This window comes from Clostridium nigeriense (assembly GCF_050585265.1).
Lineage (GTDB): Bacteria > Bacillota > Clostridia > Clostridiales > Clostridiaceae > Clostridium > Clostridium nigeriense_B.
The window spans coordinates 265,268-284,357 of the sequence record NZ_JBNOOE010000002.1; the positions used below are offsets into that span (position 1 = coordinate 265,268).

Below are 19,090 nucleotides of genomic sequence, written 5' to 3' on the forward strand. Positions count from 1 at the left end.
TAAGAGTAAATAAAGGGGGATTAGAAAATGGTTAGTAATTTATCTATTATCTTTATGGTCACTAGCTTAATTATAAGCTTAGCTTTACCTATAGGAGGAATTATTTATTTAAAGAAGAAGTATAAAGTAAGTTTAAAAATATTCTTTATAGGAATGCTAGCATTCTTTGTTGCAGTACAAATTTTAGAAGCACCAATTCATTCATATTTTTTTAGTATTAATAAAACTACTTCAGAGTTTTTATTAAGTAATCCAATAGCATATATGTTATATGGAGGATTAATGGCAGGGATCTTTGAAGAAACAGCAAGATTAATATCATTTAAATACCTAATAAAGGATAGAAATGATATTAATGCTATTACTTATGGAGTTGGACATGGAGGCATAGAAGCTATATTAATTGGAGGAATTAGTAGCTTAAATGCTATTATCTATTCAGTCTTAATAAACAAAGGCGGTTTTCAATCAATAATGGAAGGTGCCTTAGTTTCAAAGGATGTAATAAGTGCAACCCAGGATCAATTTGTAAATACTAGTTCTTATATTTGGTTAATGACAGGAAATGAAAGAATTATAGCAATGATTATTCATATTTCCTTATCAGTTTTAGTTTGTTATGCAGTAAAAGAGAGAAAGTATATTTATTATGGACTAGCAATACTTGCACATGCTGTGATAAATTTTCCTGCTGCTCTTTATCAAGCTGGAGTTATAGAAAATATTTTATTAGTAGAAACTATAATTTTAATTTTAGCTATATCATTAGCTATGATTGTATTTAAAAAATTTGCAAAAAAACCACAAAATATTAGTGAAATTATGTAGAAAAACCTTTATAATATTATTAAAATATTAATAAATTATATGACTTAATAAAATTATAATAAGAATAAATTTATTAAGATATATATGATATTAGGGGGCTATATTATGAAGGATCTAACTATTAGAAAAGCTAAACGTGGTGATGAAGGAAAAGTTCTACATTTAGTAGAAGAGGTTTTAAGTGATTATGGATTAGAAGTTAATCCTGAAATTGAGGACTTAGATATTACTGACATACCGAGATACTATACAAAAAATAATGGGGATTTTGAGGTTATAGTATTTAAAGGAAAAATTGTTGGAAGTTATGGAATTTATAAAATAGACAAGGATACATGTGAACTAAGAAAAATGTATTTAAAACAAAGTTTTCAAGGATTAGGATTAGGTAATATTATGATTGAAAATTCATTTAAAATAGCTAAATCATTAAATTATAAAAAGATTACATTACAAACTAATTCAGTTTTGTATAAGGCTGTAAAGTTATATAGAAAATATGGCTTTGAGGAGTTTGATGATGATGTATGTGAAAGATGTGATATAGCAATGATTAAAGACATTGCTTAAAATAATTAATTAAAGGGAATTAAAGAGAGGAAGTTTTATGCGTTATTATTATACTAGTATTGAGAATTTAAAAATTAGGGAAACTAATGAAGAAGATTGTGAACTTATATTATCACTTATTAAAGAAATTGCTGAATATGAAAAAATGTCAGATGAGGTAATAGCTACTGAAGAAACTCTACGTGAATCTATTTTTCATAATAATAGAGCAGAAGTAGTTATTTTAGAATTAGATAAAAAGCCAATAGGTTATGCATTATATTTCTATAACTTCTCTACATTTGTAGGAAGAAGTGGGTTATACTTAGAAGATATTTTTATTAAAAAAGAAGCAAGGGGAAGAGGAATAGGAAAAGAAGTATTTAAATTTTTAGCTAAAAGAGCAATGGAACAAGGCTGTAAGAGAATGGAATGGGCTTGTTTAGATTGGAATGAACCATCAATTAAGTTTTATAAGTCTTTAGGTGCAGTACCTATGGATGAGTGGACAGTTTATAGACTTACAGAAGATAAAATTGAAGAGTTAGCAAATAAGTAATTGAAAAAAAGAAATATTAGTAAAAAAATAAGTAGAATTTAAAGTAAAGATTCAGTTTAAGCTGAATCTTTTTTTGTACAATTAAATTAGTTATCAACAATGAGAATGAAGTTAGTAACAATTTACCTGGGGATAATTCCCTTTATTATGTGCATAGTTTTATGATTTGTGAATATATGGAAAGTGATTTACTGGCTTATTTATATTATGGAGAGCTTAATTTCTAGATTGTGATTTAGATACAATATTAATTTTAGTGGAACAAGTAGGGGTAGCCTGCCACACAGGAGAATTAAGATGTTTTCATAAAAAATTATTATAAGTAAGGTGGTATTATGGAGAATATTATAAATGAGTTATATGAAGTAATAAAAGAAAGAAAATAAATAATCTAAAAAATGAAAGAAGAGAAATTAAAAGGTATTAGATTTATAATACATTGAATTAGACAAATAATAATGAGTTTTAAAAATATGCTATAATAAAAAAGCAATAAATTTTAAGTGAACTATAAATATGAATTTGTCGGTAAGGTAAAAGGTAATCGAATTAAAGAAATGAAGGGGTATCAATTTATATTATGGATAAAGAAAATATTTTAGTAGTTGAAGATGATGTGGATATTAATAATTTAATTAAGCTTACGTTAGAAAAGTGTGATTATAAAATTACACAAGCTTTTTCAGGTAGTGAAGCTGCATTAAGAATAGATATGGATACTTTTAATATGATTTTATTAGATTTGATGTTGCCAGGAGTAAGTGGTGAACAGTTAATTCAGAATATTAGAGATAAAGTGGATGCACCAATAATGGTAATTTCAGCAAAGAGTGCTTTAGAAGATAAGGTCAATTTATTAAATAGTGGAGCTGATGATTATATTACTAAGCCATTTCAGTGTGAAGAATTAATTGCAAGAGTAAATTCACATTTAAGAAGGAATAGAAAAGTTCAAATGCAAGTCAATGATAAAGAATATAAAAGCTATAGATTTAAAGATCTAACATTAGAAGAGGAATCTAGAGAAGTTATGCTTAAAGAAAGAAACATATCCTTAACATCACATGAATTTGAAATATTAAGAATTTTAATAAAAAATCCTGACAAGGTATATTCAAGAGAATTTTTATATGAAGAAGTTTGGAAAAATGGATACTATGGTGAAGACAATAGTGTTAATGTTCATATAAGTAACATTAGAAAGAAAATAAAAGAAGTGGTAGCTGACGAAGAGTATATAAAGACTGTGTGGGGGATTGGATTTAAAATGAATAAAAATTAATCTTTATACTTTCTTTAAACTTTCTTGAGTATTTATTTAAGATATTTCTATATTATTAATACTGTGAAAGAGATAATATAAAAATTATTTATAAAGAAACTAAAGGGAGGTAACATGAGAGAGGTAATAAAAACATTTAATTTAATAAAAAAATATGGTGATAGTACAGTTTTAAATAAAGTTAATATTACTGTTAAGCAAGGTGAAATTTACGGATTAGTTGGAGATAATGGAGCAGGTAAAACAACATTTCTTAGAATTTTAACAGGTCAAAGTAATTTAACTGATGGTAGTTTTGAATTATTATCTAAGTCAACAGATAAGGACTTAATGAATGTAAGAAAAAGAGTTGGGTCAATTATTGAAAATCCAAGTTTCTATCCTAATATGACATTAGAGAATAATCTAGAATATTATAGGATTCAAAGAGGTATTCCAGGTAAAGAAAATGTGGATAATGTATTAAAAAAGGTTAATTTATATGAAGCAAAGAAAAAGAAATTTAAATATATATCTTTAGGAATGAAGCAAAGGTTAGGACTTGCACTAGCATTACTAGGTGAGCCAGAGCTATTAATATTAGATGAACCTATTAATGGATTAGACCCAAGTGGAATTAAGGAAATAAGAAATTTATTAATAAATTTAAACAGAGAAAAAAACATAACAATAATCATATCAAGTCATATATTATCAGAACTGTATAATATAGCTACTTGTTATGGCTTTTTAAGTAAAGGAAAGCTAATAGAAGAGATAACGGCAGAAGAATTAAATGAAAGATGTAAAAGCTATTTAGAGATTAATGTTAATAATCCTAAAAAGCTATCAGTATTACTAGAAGAAAAACTAGGATATAAAGATTATAAAATTATGCCAAATGGATTAATACAATTATTTGATAAGGCTCCAATTAGTGAAGATATAAGTAAGTTAGCTATATCTAATGGAATAGCTCTTAAAGGTTTATATGAAAAGAGTGTAGACCTTGAAAATTATTATATGTCTTTGATTGGAGGAGTTAAAAATGATTAATTATATAAGAAGTGAAATATATCGTAATTTAAGAAATAAAGGTAGCTATTTATTTATATTAGGTTCAATGGCCCTTGTTGTTTTTTTGAATATAGTTTTATGGATATTTGCAAAGAATGATACAAGCTTTCCATATGCAACTACTAAGTATGCATTTAGTAGTCTATATTGTAGCTTGCAACTTATAATGATTATGTGTGTGTTAATTGTTAGTATTATATTTTCACAAGAATATAAAAATCAAACCTTAAAAAATACAGTTTCCTTTGGAATATCAAGGTCTAGTATTTATTTTGTAAAATTTATAATAAGTATTATATTTTCATTTATTGCAGCAATTTGTGTTATTGCTACTTTTATAATTAGTGCATATATACTATTAGAGAATAGCGGGATTGAATATTTAGCTACTTTAATTAATTCAATAGTAGCAGGTATACCACTTATATTATTTAGTTTAGTTGTAGCACATAGTTTTTATTTTATTACTGAAAAAGAAATGAATGTTGTTGCTTGTTGGGCAGGGATAGTTATAGTAATACCTACTTTATTAGCTATGATAGGGCGAAAAAGTGAGATTAGCCGTGCTATAGCAAGCTATATGCCTTGGAATATAGTAGGAGATATTACATTCAACGAAGTTACAAATACCTTAGTTTTAGGTTGGATTACGCCAGAAGCAATAGTAAAATCTATAGTAGTTGGAGTTGTAGGATGTGGAATGTTTTATATAATAGGTTTAGAAGTATTTAAAAGAAAAGAAGTTAAGTAGTAAAAAGGGTGTGTAGAAAATGATATGGATATTATTGATTCTTTTAATACCTAGCGTGTATTTTTCTGCACGCTTTTTCTTGATTTCCAAAGAGATAAAAGAAGCAACAGGTGACTTAAAAGAAATTAGTGAAAATATAGAATTAAATAGGCGATTAACCTCATTAGATGGAGATAAAAACTTTGAAAAATTTTTAATTGTAGTTAATAAATATTTAGAAGAATCACAAAGAGAAAAGATTAAGTACATAAGAAGAGAAAAAGAAATAAGAAAAGAAATTGAAAATATATCTCATGACTTAAGAACCCCCTTAACTTCTATATTAGGATATCTAGAATTTTTAGAAAATGAAGATATAAGGGAAAAAGAAAAGGCAGAGTATTTAGCAATTATAAAAAGAAGATCAATAGGATTATATAATTTAGTTCAGATATTTTATGATTTATCTAGATTAGAAGCTAATGAATATAAATTTAATATTGAAAAAGTAGATATAAATAAAGCGGTAAGAGAATATATTCTTTTATTTTATAATGACTTTGAGAAAAAGAATATTGAGGTAGAGGTAGCGCTATTAAATGAGGAGGCTTTTGTAGAAGTTGATAAAAATGCTTTAGAGAGAATATTTACCAATTTGCTTGAAAATGTAATAAAATACGCTAATTATAAATTTAAAGTATCCTTAGAAAAAAATAATAATAACGTTAAAATTATTTTAGTTAATGATGCCAATACTTTAGATGAAAATGATGTTGAACATATATTTGATAGATTTTATATGAAAGACTCTTCAAGAAGTAATTCAAGTTCAGGTCTTGGACTCACAGTTGCAAAGTTATTAGTTGAGCAAATGAACGGCGAAATTAAAGTAGATATTAATAAGGATATATTATGTTTTAGTATTACATTCATATTAAATAATGATGAGGTGAATTATTAAACAAAACGATTCAAAAAGTGACATAGTACTATGGATTATTTTAGTAGTTGAATTGGTTGAATTTGGAATATCAAATAAAATAGGCTTAAATTTTTCATAATCAATTTTATATTCAATCTTTTATAAACAATTAGATAATTTATTAATACGATTATTAAGGTCATCTTGTATTTCAAATAATATATTTCTTCTGGCTTCTTTTGAGCTATTATCAGAAGTCCTCTTGGATATAATTAATATAAATCCTTAAGTTTACTTAAGGTCAAGAGTTTTTTTAGTGGTGATGATAAATTCTATATTATAATTAAGAATAATATAGAATAATGACATTATTCAGAAATTTATAGTATCTATGGAGAACCAAAATTAAAAGGTATTAGGTTTATAATACATTTAATTTGGTATATAATATTCATATAAATGCTTTTTTAGGAGGAAATTTAATGGTAAATAAGGATATTAATTTATATGATATTTTTATAAATTATTCATATAGTCAATTGAAGGAATTATTTAAAAATGCCAAGACAAAAGAAGAACAAGATTTTTATATGACCTTATCCAATTTAGTATTACAAAAAGAGCAAGCTAAGGTTATAGGTGAATAGTATGCCAACTTATACAATTTTTGCAGGGGTTAATGGAGCAGGTAAAACTTCAATATATAAATCTATTTATTATAATGAAAATAAAAATGAAAAAAGAATAAATACTGATGAAATGGTAGTTAGAATTGGTTCTTGGAAAGACAATAATCTTCAAATGAAATGTGCAAGAGAAGCTGTTAAGTTAATAAAACAACACATTTTGGATGGAATATCATTTAATCAAGAAACAACACTATACGGCAGAAGCATAGTAAAGAATATAAAGTTTGCAAAAGAAAATGGTTTTTATATTGTTATGAATTATATAGGGTTAGAAAATCCAGAACTTGCTAAGGAAAGAGTTAAAATTAGAGTAAGCAAAGGTGGACATGGAATACCTGATAAAGATATAGAAAGAAGATACTATGATTCGTTAAAAAATCTAAATGATGTAATTGAAATATGTGATGAAGTAAATATATATGATAATACAGAAGTATTAAGAGAAGTTATATATTTAAAAAAGGGTAAGGTAATATGGAGAGATAAAAAAATACCTAATTGGTCAAAAAATATTTTACAAAGGTAGCTAGCAAAATTATAAAAGTTTTACTAGCTATTTTCATATAAAAATATAATGAAAACTTGAATTTGAAATATTATTAATTATCATGTATATGTGGAAGTCTAGACTTTTTTACTTATGATACGGAGAAGCGTATCATAAGTAACTCTACAAATCTATGATTTGGCAATGTTAGATTATTAATTTGAAGGTATGGGAAAATTAGTTTATGTTACATGAGGTTTTTACACAAAACTATATACTGTCCTAAGGCGTGGGCTTAATATCAATTAAGTTCACCAGATTTAACATCCGATAATATAATTATGGCTACACTTCTTATTGATAAATCATTAAAAGACTCCCTGCCAAACTTTTGTGAAGAAAAAAATATAAAGCCTTATGGCAATAATAAATACATAGTTGAATTTCCTTTTATAGAAAATGATTTTAATTATAATATGTTAATGCGTTTTGGAGATAAATGTGAATGTTTAGGTCCACAAAGTATACGAGATGAATTAGTAAATAGATTCAGAAAACTATTAAGCTTATATGAAGTTAATAATACTTAAAAGGAGAAACAGTAGTTGGATAAGTAATTGAAGATAAACTTTATAACAGAGATGGTATTAAAAAACAAAATGGTATATTTAAAAAAATAAATAATATGATATTTATAAAATATTATATAATTACATTGCTAACTTAATAAAAATGGTTTTTGTGTAAAATATATAAAGAATTTCAAGTGTTAAGGCATGACATCTCGCGAAAATTACATGAATTATTATAAAGAAGAATTTTAATTAAAGGGGGATAATTTTATGAGTATGGAAAATGAAACAGTAAAAAATGGTGGTGTCAAATTAAGGTGGTTAAAAAAGTATCTTACTAAAAAATTAATGATAGGTATTGTAATTCTAGTGATTATTGTTGCTGTAGTGCTTGGAGTAGGAAGTGATATTTTCTTTAAAAGTAAAACTACAAAAATTGGATTTGAAGATATTGGTGAATTAGCGACACAAACTGCTTACTGTACAGAATTAAGTGTTACAGATAAGTCAAAAAATTTATTTGGAGTCACAATACCATTTACACAAAGTAAATATATTTATAGCTATGATATAGTTATAAAAGCGGGATTTGACTTTGAGGATATTGAATGGGATGAAAATGGGACTAGCATTGAAGTAAAACTACCAGAGGCAAAGGTATTAAGTAGTGAAATAGACTTGGATTCGTTTAAAATATATCATGAGGATGAAAGTATCTTCACTAAAATTACTATGACAGAAAATAATGAAGCAATGAAGGAGTTAAAAGAAAAGGCAGAGGAAGATGCTATTGCAAATGGTTTATTAGAGAATGCTCGAAATAATGTAGAAACAATATTAAAAGGATTTTTTGCAAATTCATATGATTTGGAAAAGTATGAAATAACTTTTAAAGATAAATAATAAGTAGATACAATATTCTAAGAAGAAAGTAATCACTTATCCAGGCGCGTAGCAGTGCTTAGCTCCCACCTATAGAGGATGGGAGTATTAGCAATGGTAGCGATCGGATAAAATATGGGGGGAGAAGAAATGTGGTCTGAAAAAAGAGGTATTGAAAGTTATATAATTTTTGCTATACTTCCCATAGTGATGAATATAGCTACTAATGTTGTATATTTTATAAGTGAGGGTTCATATGAAACTTTACAGGCTGTGGATTCGTTTAATAAATTTACTGCATTTTGCATTTTAATATGTTGCATTTTTAATTTTTTTGAAAGGGGTAGGAAACTTTCAAAGGATGAGAAGAAAGAGCTTGATAGAAAAATGTTTGCTATGAAGTTATTACATATATTTTTTATTGGATATATAATATTTACAATTATTATGGTAAAAAATATTAGTATAATTATTTCAGCATCAATTATATATGGTGGATATATAAACTTTTATATGTTCAAAAGAAAGAGCAGGACAGTTGATATACTTTCTGAAACTCAAAAGAATTGGAGAAAAGCTTATAATAAACATTCTTATGAGAATAGCAGTTTATTATGGAAGATTAAACCTATGCTAGTACCTCATGTATCAGTAAGTTTTACTGAAAGAATTAAGCATATTGATTGGATTGGACTTATATTTATAGTACCGTTTTTAGGTGATTTTAGGTTAGTGTATATTCCTATCATGGTTATTGCTTCTATTTTTATTATTCCAGATACATTATATTTGGTAGATGCTATTTTGGGATTATATACAGAGACTGAAGGAGTATGTACAGGCATTGTAATGAAAATAGGAGATAGATTTAGAAAGGTACATTACGAAGTATATGTTACTGATTTTTCGAATAAAAGAGAAATTAAATTTAGAGTATATGATTATTGCAACTATAATGAATATGATGTTATTAAGGTTACGCATGGAGGACTTTCTAAGAAAGTTATAGAAGTAAAGAGAGTAAGATTATAAAAGTAAGATTCCTACAATAAGCAAATAAATGATTATTGTAGGAATTTAATTTCTCTTTAGGAAATTGTAAAGATATTACCATGTGAATAACTTTTTTATAATTTCCTTCTTTCAGCTTTGAAGTGCTTCTATTAATTTTGCGATGACTTGGAGCTTGCGACGGAGCAACTAATATAACATATTTACTTCTTTTTTATTAAGGTAATTCATTAAAATCATGATTTATTATTTCTATTAACCTAAAAGTATCCTTTTCAAATTCAAATTTTAGTATACAACAATTACCTAGTCTTTCTTTTTGGTCAATATCACTAGTATGAGCCCAGTATCTCATAAATTGACGGCAAGCAGCTCCATGAGAAACAGCTAAAACTGTATTATGGTTATCATTTTTCATAATTGAATGAAGGGTTTTAGCAATTCTATTTCTTAATTCAATTTCACTTTCACCGCCATATTGAACAAAAAAGTTTCCATAAGGTAATGAGGGGTTTAAATCTTCACTTTCTCCTTCAAAGGTACCAAAATTCCATTCTTTAAGACCTTTTACTCTTGTATAGGACATGTTTGTAACATACTCTAAAGTATCACAAGCTCTTTCAGATGTAGATGAGTAAGCATAATCAAAAGTAATGTTATTATTTTTAAAATAATCTCCAGCAATTATAGCTTGTCTGATTCCTAGTTTAGTTAATGGTGCATCACACCACCCTTGAATTTTTCTTCTAGCATTAAATAAGGTTTGTCCATGTCTCATTAAGTACAATATCTTCTTCATATATATATCCTAATTTCTATGATGTAATAATTTAATAATTTTCACTTTATCTAATAAGACTAGCTAACATCTCTACTGATGATGCTTCTTGGTGATTAAAGAAAGAACTTTCTTTTTTGTCTAAAGAAGAGATTGTATTCATATCATCTTCACTTAATTCAAAATCGAAAATATTTATATTTTGTTTCATTCTTTCCTTATTGACTGTCTTTGCTAGTGGAACAATTCCTCTTTGAAGTAACCACCTTAAAATAACTTGGGCAACTGATTTGTCATACTTATTACCAATTGACTTCAAAGTAAGATTATCAAACATTCCATTTTTCCCTTCAGCAAAGGGAGCCCATGCTTGTAGTTGTACTCCATACTTATTGTTAACTTCTTGTGCTATTAATTGTTGGTGGAATGGATTAATCTCAATTTGGTTTACAGCAGGTGTAACTTCATTGAATAAAGAAAGGTCAACTAAACGGTCTGGATAGAAATTTGACACTCCTATTGCTCTAATTTTACCTTCTTTATTTAAATCCTCCATAGCTTTGTAAGTACCATAGTAATCACTTACTGGTTGATGAATTAAAACTAAATCCAAATAATCTAATTTCATTTTCTTTAGAGATTCTTCAATAGATCCCTTTGCTTTTTCATATCCAGCATTATTAATCCATACCTTAGTAGTAATAAATAAATTTTCTCTAGAAACTGGTGATTTAAGAATAGCTTCTCCAACTGCTTCTTCATTTCCATAGGCTTGGGCTGTGTCAATTAATCGATATCCAGATTCAATAGCATCTAGTACAGCCTTAGTACATTCTTCTTTATCTGTGATTTGAAAAACTCCAAACCCAACTTTAGGCATTTTTATGCCATTATTTAAAGTTACATATTCCATTTTAACATCTCCTTTAGTTTTAATATTTTGAGGTTTATAATAATGTTACTAGTAGGTAGTAGCTACCGAGCAAGAGTTTTTATTAATTTAGGAGGAAATTTTATGTATACAACAAAAGAAGCATGTGAACAAGTTGGAATATCTTACGAAACATTAAAATTTTATTGTAAAGAAGGATTAGTACCAAATGTAAAAAGAGATAAAAATAACTATAGAATCTTTGATGAAAAGAATATTGCCTGGTTAAATGGATTGCAATGCCTAAGAAAGTGTGGTATGAGCATTAAAGATATGAAATTGTATATGAATTATTGCATAGAAGGTTCTTCTACAATTCCTAAAAGAAAGGAGATGCTTGATAAACTAAAAGAATCATTATTAAAGAAAATGAATGAACTCAATGAATGTATTGATTTCATTGACAATAAACAATCTTTCTATGATGAGGTATTGGATGGTAAAATAGAATATATAAGTAATTTGATTGATGTAGATAAATAGTAGAGCACTTAATATTATTATGATGAGAATATGAAATTAAAATATTATCAATTATATTGTATATGGGCAAATCTAAACATTTTTACTAAAAGAGGATTTGAATAATAATAAAAGGTTTGAAATTAAAGTTTTAATACTAAGTATGTATTAAAACTTTTTATTATTTATAGAAAAAAATAACAATTGATTATAAAAAATACAGAAGTATAATAAAATAAATTTTTAATTTATTTGGATGTTATGTAAAATTTGCATGTACACGATTATTACACTACTTTTATTATAAGTCGTGATTCAACCCTAAGATGTCTTCTCTTGAATAATTGATCATTTAACATAAGTAATCTTCCTAAATATGCTCATGACCAATATCAATTTAATTATATTAGATACTTTGCATAACTAACTTCCTTTTAGCTCAAAAAGTAATAATTCCTTTTGGTTTACAAAATTAACTAAAAAAGTAAAATTTACGTTGAAACTTAGACGGTTATATATTATGTTATAAAGTGAATGATAAATTTATTTAATCTATTAATAATGGGGAGGAGAAAAGATGAGAGGAAAAAAAGTATTAGCAGCATTTTTGATTATTGTAGTTAGTTTAAGTTGCTTTTATGGAGGAGATGGTATCACTGTAAAAGCAATGAATCAATCAGACGAAGAGCCAATTATAGAGAAAGAAACAGAAGAGACAAAAGAGAGTGAAGAGGCAATTATAGAGAAAGAGACAAAAGAAACAGAAGAGGTAAAAGAAATAGAAGAGACAAAAGAAACAGAAGCGACAAGTCAAGAAATCAGAAATTTAGCATTGAATAGACCTACAAGAGCATCAGCATATTTAGAAGCTAAGGATGGATATCCAGCAAGAACTCCAAATCTTGCTGTAGATGGAAATTTATCAGAACAAAATAGCAGATGGCAGAGTGGTGAAGATGCAACATTTAAAGAACAATGGATAGAGATAAAACTTAGAACAGATTCTCTAATTTCTGAAATTAAGGTTAAATTTTTCGCAAAGCTTTATGGAAATTTTGTGATAGAGACATCAGAAACTAATGAAGATGGTGTAGTATGGGAGAAAGTCGGAGAGGGGGTAATGCCACCAGGGAATGATATGAATTTAACTAAAGTTGTAGACTTAAGGGAAAATGGAGAAATGAAGCATGTACAGCGTTATGTAAGGTTACGATTTACATCTGGAAATACAAATGCAGCCAATATGAGTATAGGTGTGTATGAAATAGAAATTAATGGAGTATTAGATTTGGATCCTGGGGAGGAGTTATTACCGGAATCTGCACAAGATGTAGTTGATAGCATATCTTATTTGGAAACGATAACAAAAGATATGGAAGAAGTACTCCTTCCAAAAGCGCCGGAAGGATATGATATTCGAGTAAAAGGAAGTGAATATTCACAAGTAATTTCAGATGATGGTAAAATAAGCAATCATAATATTTACGATTATGATCAAGATATCATTATTGAGGCAGTAAATAAAGAAAATGAGGAAGATAAGGCTGAAAAGAGTTTTAATGTTCATGTACCGAATAAAAGGGATAAAAATTCATCTTTATTCCCACAAGTTAATAATGCGAACAAGGAACCAAAAGTAATTCCAAGTATTCAGGAGTGGTATGGATATGAAGGAGAATTTAATCTAAATAGTGAATCTAAAATAATTATTCAAGATGATGCAGAATTAGGAATTAAGAAGGTAGCAGAAGAATTCCAAAGTGATATGAAGGATATTACAGGGTGGACATTAGAAGTAGTGGAAGGTGGAAATGCAGGTGAATCTGATATTGTTTTAACTTCTACAAAAATGGATATATATGATACTGGAGAAGAAGGATATTTACTAGTGGCGGATGACAGTGGAATTAAAATATCAAGCAGTGGTTATAATGGATGTCTTTATGGACTTATGACTTTGGAACAAGTTTTTTATACGCAGAAAAAAGAGTTCACATTCCCAAAAGGTGTTATAAGAGACTTCCCACAATATGAAATTAGAGGTGTTATGATTGATATTGCAAGGGCACCTTACCGTATTGAAGCTTTACAAGATTTAGTTAAGACATTTGCTTTTTATAAGATAAATGAAGTACAGTTTCACTTGAATGATAATAGGCATATTGCCTCAAGCGGTGACAGAGGAGATTATAATTATTGGAAGAATGCCGAAGCAATGTTCCGATTAGAAAGTGATTTATTTCCAAGTCTGAAAACAGATGATAAGGATGATGAATATTATAACGAAGTGTATGGTGGCTCACCACAGTATTCAAAAGAAGAATATAAGGAGCTTCAAGAGTTAGCAATGAGTTATGGCATAAATCCTATTTCTGAGATTGATGCACCAGGACATTCACTTTTATTTACAAAATATATAAGAAATAACTTAGAAGAAGTACAGAAAGTTCTTCCGCAAATCAATGGGGATATTAACAGTACTAGAGATTGGGAATTATTATCTTTAATAGGAGAAAGTGGAGAGTGGGCAAGTACTTTCATGGAAACATTATATAAAGAATATCTAGACTCAGAAGATCCAGTTTTCTTAGGTGATACGGTAAATATTGGTATTGATGAATATTGGAATATTCAAGATAATGAATATGTGGGAATGCGTAATTATATTAACAAAATGGCAGAAACAGTTAAAGAGAGTGGAAAAGAGGTTCGTATGTGGGCATCTATGTTACCATATTTTGATAATAAAGGCGTTGATGCAAAAGAATATAATGATATTGTAATAGATTTCTGGTCAGATTATTGGGACAATGCTGTTAGAAGAGTTTCACAAGGATTTAAAATAGTAAATGCTGATTCAAATTATTTATATGGAAATCCAGGAAGAGATTATAGAGATGTTGTAAATATAGAACATCTTTTCAATAATTGGGATCCAACTATAATTTCGGGGGGAAACTTGAAAAAGGGAGAACCAAATCTACTTGGGGCAAAGACTTCGTTATGGGCAGATATTAATAATATGGGAGTCACAGAGAGAGATAGTCAGGAAAGATTACTGAGACAGGCAGCTGTTTTGAGTGAAAAAACATGGGGGGGAACTGATAAAGAGCAGAACTTTGAAGATTATAGTTTCAAATATGAGAGTTTGAGAGAAGGTCCTAGTGTAACTCTAGGTGCAGGAGTAGACTCTAAATCAGGGCTTGTTATGTCATATGATTTTGCAAATGAAAAAGATGGAACTATATATGATTCAAGTGGAAATGGATATGATGGGAAAATTAAGAATGGAGAAATAGTAAAAGAAGATGGAGAAACATGGTTAAATTTAGACGGTACTGGTGACGTTACAACAACACTAAAGTCGTTGGATTATCCATATACAGTGCAATTTGATTTAAAATTATCTGACGCTGATAATAGAGAAGAGGATATATGCCTTTTTGATGGAGATGATGGACGTTTAACTGTAAAGAAGAATGGAAATCTTGGATTGAATCGTGTATTCTTCAATCAAGATTTTAGTTACAAAATACCAACAGGTGAGAAAGTAGAGCTTACAGTGGTTGGAACGCAACAAGTTACAAAGCTTTATGTAAATGGAAAGCTACAGTCTGTGTTGTCAAGATTGACAGCTTCTGAAACAGACTATGATAATTTATTATCTACATTTGTATTTCCTTTAACTTCTATTGGAAGTGGCTTAGATGGTAAAATTGCAAATATTAAAGCATATAACAAAGCATTGTCTCCAGAAATTATAGATAAGATAGGAAGAGGAGAAAGTGTTAGTGAGGTAAATGTTTCTCAAGATAAAGGTGCAGCAGGAATGGCACAGCGTAAAGGTGATGTAGGTCAAGATGTTGGTTGGAAAAAGTTAAGAGTTGGATGGAAAGCATTAGATGGTGATGGAAATGCACTGAACGGTTCTCATGGAACAGATGTGAGCGAAAAAGATTCTTATTTTGAGGGTGCATATGCAGATAGTTCTCTTGCAGTTGATATGCAAGGAGAATATGATATAAGCAAGATAGTTCTGCAATGGGATAATCCTCCACAGAGGTTTATGATACAACAGTCAAAAGATGGTGAAACTTGGACAGACATTCAAGAAGTAACTGGGAAAAGCATAAATGAGATAACTTTTAAAGAACCAGTTAATACACAATATTTGAGAGTTAAAGGATTACAGAATAATGGGAATACATTTAAGTTGAGGGAATTTGAAGCATATGAGCAAGTTGAAAAATCAGATTTAAATTCAATTATTACTCAAGCTGAGGAAAAAGTTCAAGAATTAGATTTGAGCTATAGTGATAAAAAAGGATACGATATATTCTTTGATGCATATGTTATGGCAAAGGCATTGAATGAAAGTGTAATTGCAGAACAGGCAGAGATTGATGAGGCAAAAGAATCATTGCAAATAGCATTAGATTCTTTAATAGAAAAACCAGAATATATTAAAGTAGAAAAAATAGAATTAACTGCTGAAAAAGAAGAACTAGAAATTGGAGAGAAGATAAAAGTAACAGGTGTAATCACACCAGATAATGCAACAGATAAGATATTAAAGTGGGAAACATCAGATCCAGAAGTGCTTAAAGTAGATGAAAATGGAACAGTAACTGCAATAAAAGAAGGAAAAGCAACTATTAAGGCAATTTCTCCTGATAATGTTGAGGCAGAGATAAAATTTACAGTGAAAGAAAAGGAAATAGAAAAACCTGAATATATTAAGGTAGAAAAAATAGAATTATCTGCTGAAAAAGATGAACTAGAAATCGGAGAGCAAATAAAAATAACAGGTGTAATCACACCAGATAATGCAACAGATAAGATATTAAAGTGGGAAACATCAGATCCAGAAGTGCTTAAAGTAGATGAAAATGGAACAGTAACTGCAATAAAAGAAGGAAAAGCAACTATTAAGGCAATTTCTCCTGATAATGTTGAGGCAGAGATAAAATTTACAGTGAAAGAAAAGGAAATAGAAAAACCTGAATATATTAAGGTAGAAAAAATAGAATTATCTGCTGAAAAAGACGAACTAGAAATCGGAGAGCAAATAAAAATAACAGGTGTAATCACACCAGATAATGCAACAGATAAGACACTGAAGTGGGAAACATCAGATCCAGAAGTGCTTAAAGTAGATGAAAATGGAACAATAACTGCAATAAAAGAAGGAAAAGCAACTGTTAAGGCAATTTCTCCTGATAATGTTGAGGCAGAACTAATATTTACAGTGAAAGAAAAGATAACAGAAGAAGAGCCAAAAGAAGAAGAAAAAGAAGAAAAGCCAGAGGTTGAAACAAATCTAGAAGATAACAACGGAAAAGGAAACTTACCAAATACAGGTGCAACAGTCACTCCGGTAGCAACAGTAGCTTTAGCTATGGCCATGACAGCTCTCGGATTTGCTTTAAATAAAAAGAAAAATAAGAAATAAATTGTTTTAAATTGCAAATATAACTGCAAATATAAATAAAATATGATTCATAAGACAAATGGCTACAAAAAGAAGCTATAGGCTCGTAAAAACTGTTAGATCAAGAGGAATAGTACCTAGTTTTGTGTAAAAACAAAACTAGGTACTGTTTTTTGTATGAACAGTTGTAAGTTTTAGAATAATACACTATATAAATTTAGGAGAAATTATTATTCCAAAGAAAATTGATACAAACTTTGATTACAATGAACAAATTAGGAAGTGTAAAACCATTGATTATGTTATGTGAAAAATTACATATGAATATTTGACAAGTATATCATTAATTGATATATTATATTTAATGATATATCAATTAATGATATAAAACTGTGAAGAGGTAATTTATGGCGAGAAAAGATTCTATTGATATCGGAGAATTAACAGATACTGCTTTTTATATTTTAGCTAGTGTTATTGAGGAAAAGCACGGATACCTAATTATGAAAACTATTGAAAAGCTTACAGATGATAAAGTTATAATTGGGCCAGCATCACTTTATACAACATTGAAAAAACTTCTAGCAGCAGAGTTAGTGGAGTTAAATACTGACATAGCTGAAAATAAAAAAGTATATAAAATAACAAATAAAGGACGAGAGATGTTAATAAAAGAGATCGAACGTAAAAGACAGATGATTAGATTTGCTGAAAATTTTTTAGGTTAGAAATGGGGGATATTGATGAAAAGTAAATATTTAATGATTAATGGACTTGCATTTAGTGAAGAAGATGATATGGAAAAATTAAAAAATTATGCAAGTCAAGGTTGGATATTAGAAGACATAGTATGGGGATTTTTCTATAAACTAAGAAAAGATAAGCCTCAAAACATAGTATATAATATAGATTATCAAACAGAGACAAATGAAGAATATTTCAATATATTTAAAGAAGCAGGATGGGAGCTTGTTGTTTCTATAGGAAATTATATGCATATTTTTTCAGCACAAGTTGGAACTAAACCAATTTATAGTGATTGTGAATCAGAAATAGATAAATATACAAGTATAAGAAATACTACAAGAAAAGGAACTCTATATTCTCTAATAATAGCTATAGCATTAATTGGTTTGATAGTTGTTTCCTCAATTGTTATTAAACCTATATTCCCGATTATTATTGGATTATTAATAATTGATATATTTATATTTGTCTTTAATTTTATGCCTTATTTAGCATATAATTCAAGAATCAAGCAAATAAAAAAGTATGGTAAGTATAAAAATAAAGTAATAGATAATAAAATTTCATGGAAATTATATGCAATTGTAAGCATTCTATGGTTAGCTATAGGGATATGGCATTTAATTGGTAAACTATATTTTTCAGCAGTATTTTATATAATTTTTGGTGCTTTTTATATTTTTTCAAGTTCAAAGTATTATAAGAAATATAAAAAGTCTATACAAATAAAATAAATAGAAAAAACTCACTTATAGGTGTTACCTATATTACCTAAAAATTTTATGTTTGGCAATATGAACTTAAGTGATACTTCAGAACTTGTTTTTTAATAATAGAACTTACATAGAGTATAGCCTACTCTAAATATAAGCAGTAGGTTTCTATGAATATGATTTATAGCCTTAGGCATTAATATAACTTGCCTAGGGCTATTTTTTATACTATTTTATTTAACTTAAACAAAATAGTATAAGTAAAAAATTAATTGACAAAAAGATAAATGATAGTATAATAAGTCCATAAAGAAATATATGTAAATATAGTTAAAAAAAGTAAAAAATAAAGACGGATGAATTGGGGAGAATTATCATCTTAAACTATATTTCTTAGTTAAAATTGAGTAATGATAGAAGTAGATGAGTACATATTAATATAAAATTATATGAAAAGTATT

Annotated in this window: 18 protein-coding genes and 1 pseudogene; 17 read left to right on the top strand and 2 right to left on the bottom strand. The window is 27.9% G+C overall.

The annotated features are described in order from the left end of the window. Positions 1-27: 27 nt before the first annotated feature. The 13 genes and pseudogenes from ACQPVP_RS02930 to ACQPVP_RS02990 all read left to right on the top strand — a co-directional run bounded on the left by ACQPVP_RS02930 (position 28) and on the right by ACQPVP_RS02990 (position 9,588). Positions 28-828, top strand: a complete 801-nt coding sequence (locus tag ACQPVP_RS02930; RefSeq protein WP_430847067.1) for a YhfC family intramembrane metalloprotease — start codon at positions 28-30, stop codon at positions 826-828. Positions 829-933: 105 nt separating this feature from the next. After that, positions 934-1,398, top strand: coding sequence for a GNAT family N-acetyltransferase (locus tag ACQPVP_RS02935; RefSeq protein ID WP_430847069.1), 465 nt, complete (start codon positions 934-936; stop codon positions 1,396-1,398). 37 nt (positions 1,399-1,435) lie between these two features. Continuing rightward, the gene (locus tag ACQPVP_RS02940) at positions 1,436-1,936 is read left to right on the top strand and encodes a GNAT family N-acetyltransferase (RefSeq protein ID WP_430847071.1); all 501 of its coding nucleotides are present in this window, start codon (positions 1,436-1,438) and stop codon (positions 1,934-1,936) included. A 235-nt stretch (positions 1,937-2,171) separates the two neighbouring features. Next, positions 2,172-2,258: pseudogene (locus ACQPVP_RS02945) on the top strand (phosphoribosyl-AMP cyclohydrolase); the annotation flags it as partial. Positions 2,259-2,516: 258 nt separating this feature from the next. Further along, the gene (locus ACQPVP_RS02950; protein WP_430847073.1) at positions 2,517-3,218 is read left to right on the top strand and encodes a response regulator transcription factor; all 702 of its coding nucleotides are present in this window, start codon (positions 2,517-2,519) and stop codon (positions 3,216-3,218) included. Between the two features lie 114 nt (positions 3,219-3,332). Then, complete coding sequence (locus ACQPVP_RS02955) at positions 3,333-4,253, top strand: ATP-binding cassette domain-containing protein (RefSeq protein WP_430847075.1); 921 nt, start codon at positions 3,333-3,335, stop codon at positions 4,251-4,253. Next, complete coding sequence (locus tag ACQPVP_RS02960; RefSeq protein WP_430847077.1) at positions 4,246-5,025, top strand: ABC transporter permease; 780 nt, start codon at positions 4,246-4,248, stop codon at positions 5,023-5,025. Before ACQPVP_RS02955 ends, ACQPVP_RS02960 begins: the two co-directional genes overlap by 8 nt. 19 nt (positions 5,026-5,044) lie before the next feature. Further along, entirely contained in the window at positions 5,045-5,965 is a 921-nt protein-coding gene (locus tag ACQPVP_RS02965) for a sensor histidine kinase (RefSeq protein ID WP_430847079.1), read from the top strand. A 443-nt stretch (positions 5,966-6,408) separates the two neighbouring features. After that, positions 6,409-6,573: a hypothetical protein gene (locus ACQPVP_RS02970; protein WP_347467817.1), complete on the top strand. Its 165-nt coding sequence runs from the start codon at positions 6,409-6,411 to the stop codon at positions 6,571-6,573. 1 nt (position 6,574) lies between these two features. After that, positions 6,575-7,141, top strand: coding sequence for a zeta toxin family protein (locus ACQPVP_RS02975; protein WP_430847081.1), 567 nt, complete (start codon positions 6,575-6,577; stop codon positions 7,139-7,141). Between the two features lie 302 nt (positions 7,142-7,443). Beyond that, positions 7,444-7,692, top strand: a complete 249-nt coding sequence (locus tag ACQPVP_RS02980) for a WYL domain-containing protein (RefSeq protein WP_430847083.1) — start codon at positions 7,444-7,446, stop codon at positions 7,690-7,692. Positions 7,693-7,944: 252 nt separating this feature from the next. Then, the gene (locus tag ACQPVP_RS02985) at positions 7,945-8,577 is read left to right on the top strand and encodes a DUF4230 domain-containing protein (protein ID WP_430847085.1); all 633 of its coding nucleotides are present in this window, start codon (positions 7,945-7,947) and stop codon (positions 8,575-8,577) included. Between the two features lie 129 nt (positions 8,578-8,706). After that, a complete protein-coding gene (locus ACQPVP_RS02990; RefSeq protein WP_430847087.1) occupies positions 8,707-9,588 on the top strand; it encodes a hypothetical protein in 882 nt (293 codons plus the stop codon). A 196-nt stretch (positions 9,589-9,784) separates the two neighbouring features. Here the strand turns inward: ACQPVP_RS02990 and ACQPVP_RS02995 are convergent, their stop codons facing one another. Together ACQPVP_RS02995 and ACQPVP_RS03000 are read right to left on the bottom strand one after the other, a co-directional pair. Then, complete coding sequence (locus tag ACQPVP_RS02995; RefSeq protein WP_430847089.1) at positions 9,785-10,366, bottom strand: histidine phosphatase family protein; 582 nt, start codon at positions 10,364-10,366, stop codon at positions 9,785-9,787. A gap of 46 nt (positions 10,367-10,412) precedes the next feature. Next, positions 10,413-11,258, bottom strand: a complete 846-nt coding sequence (locus ACQPVP_RS03000; RefSeq protein ID WP_430847091.1) for an aldo/keto reductase — start codon at positions 11,256-11,258, stop codon at positions 10,413-10,415. 102 nt (positions 11,259-11,360) lie between these two features. On the opposite strand from ACQPVP_RS03000, the gene ACQPVP_RS03005 reads away from it, so the two are divergent. The 4 genes from ACQPVP_RS03005 to ACQPVP_RS03020 all read left to right on the top strand — a co-directional run bounded on the left by ACQPVP_RS03005 (position 11,361) and on the right by ACQPVP_RS03020 (position 18,650). After that, positions 11,361-11,759: a MerR family transcriptional regulator gene (locus ACQPVP_RS03005; RefSeq protein WP_430847093.1), complete on the top strand. Its 399-nt coding sequence runs from the start codon at positions 11,361-11,363 to the stop codon at positions 11,757-11,759. Between the two features lie 556 nt (positions 11,760-12,315). Then, the gene (locus tag ACQPVP_RS03010) at positions 12,316-17,190 is read left to right on the top strand and encodes an Ig-like domain-containing protein (protein ID WP_430847095.1); all 4,875 of its coding nucleotides are present in this window, start codon (positions 12,316-12,318) and stop codon (positions 17,188-17,190) included. A gap of 386 nt (positions 17,191-17,576) precedes the next feature. Beyond that, positions 17,577-17,897 (top strand): PadR family transcriptional regulator, encoded by a 321-nt coding sequence (locus tag ACQPVP_RS03015; RefSeq protein ID WP_430847097.1) that lies wholly within the window; start codon positions 17,577-17,579, stop codon positions 17,895-17,897. 15 nt (positions 17,898-17,912) lie between these two features. Beyond that, a complete protein-coding gene (locus ACQPVP_RS03020; protein WP_430847099.1) occupies positions 17,913-18,650 on the top strand; it encodes a DUF2812 domain-containing protein in 738 nt (245 codons plus the stop codon). The last annotated feature ends 440 nt before the right edge of the window (positions 18,651-19,090 follow it).

What these genes read in the sequence shown, in the direction of transcription:
- ACQPVP_RS03005 (WP_430847093.1), top strand. Translation starts at nt 11,361, where the DNA reads ATGTATACAACAAAAGAAGCATGTGAACAAGTTGGAATATCTTACGAA.
- ACQPVP_RS03015 (WP_430847097.1), top strand. Translation starts at nt 17,577, where the DNA reads ATGGCGAGAAAAGATTCTATTGATATCGGAGAATTAACAGATACTGCT.
- ACQPVP_RS02955 (WP_430847075.1), top strand. Translation starts at nt 3,333, where the DNA reads ATGAGAGAGGTAATAAAAACATTTAATTTAATAAAAAAATATGGTGAT.
- ACQPVP_RS02975 (WP_430847081.1), top strand. Translation starts at nt 6,575, where the DNA reads ATGCCAACTTATACAATTTTTGCAGGGGTTAATGGAGCAGGTAAAACT.
- ACQPVP_RS02970 (WP_347467817.1), top strand. Translation starts at nt 6,409, where the DNA reads ATGGTAAATAAGGATATTAATTTATATGATATTTTTATAAATTATTCA.
- ACQPVP_RS02950 (WP_430847073.1), top strand. Translation starts at nt 2,517, where the DNA reads ATGGATAAAGAAAATATTTTAGTAGTTGAAGATGATGTGGATATTAAT.
- ACQPVP_RS02990 (WP_430847087.1), top strand. Translation starts at nt 8,707, where the DNA reads ATGTGGTCTGAAAAAAGAGGTATTGAAAGTTATATAATTTTTGCTATA.
- ACQPVP_RS03000 (WP_430847091.1), bottom strand. Translation starts at nt 11,258, where the DNA reads ATGGAATATGTAACTTTAAATAATGGCATAAAAATGCCTAAAGTTGGG.
- ACQPVP_RS03010 (WP_430847095.1), top strand. Translation starts at nt 12,316, where the DNA reads ATGAGAGGAAAAAAAGTATTAGCAGCATTTTTGATTATTGTAGTTAGT.
- ACQPVP_RS02935 (WP_430847069.1), top strand. Translation starts at nt 934, where the DNA reads ATGAAGGATCTAACTATTAGAAAAGCTAAACGTGGTGATGAAGGAAAA.
- ACQPVP_RS02940 (WP_430847071.1), top strand. Translation starts at nt 1,436, where the DNA reads ATGCGTTATTATTATACTAGTATTGAGAATTTAAAAATTAGGGAAACT.
- ACQPVP_RS03020 (WP_430847099.1), top strand. Translation starts at nt 17,913, where the DNA reads ATGAAAAGTAAATATTTAATGATTAATGGACTTGCATTTAGTGAAGAA.
- ACQPVP_RS02985 (WP_430847085.1), top strand. Translation starts at nt 7,945, where the DNA reads ATGAGTATGGAAAATGAAACAGTAAAAAATGGTGGTGTCAAATTAAGG.
- ACQPVP_RS02980 (WP_430847083.1), top strand. Translation starts at nt 7,444, where the DNA reads ATGGCTACACTTCTTATTGATAAATCATTAAAAGACTCCCTGCCAAAC.
- ACQPVP_RS02960 (WP_430847077.1), top strand. Translation starts at nt 4,246, where the DNA reads ATGATTAATTATATAAGAAGTGAAATATATCGTAATTTAAGAAATAAA.
- ACQPVP_RS02965 (WP_430847079.1), top strand. Translation starts at nt 5,045, where the DNA reads ATGATATGGATATTATTGATTCTTTTAATACCTAGCGTGTATTTTTCT.
- ACQPVP_RS02995 (WP_430847089.1), bottom strand. Translation starts at nt 10,366, where the DNA reads ATGAAGAAGATATTGTACTTAATGAGACATGGACAAACCTTATTTAAT.
- ACQPVP_RS02930 (WP_430847067.1), top strand. Translation starts at nt 28, where the DNA reads ATGGTTAGTAATTTATCTATTATCTTTATGGTCACTAGCTTAATTATA.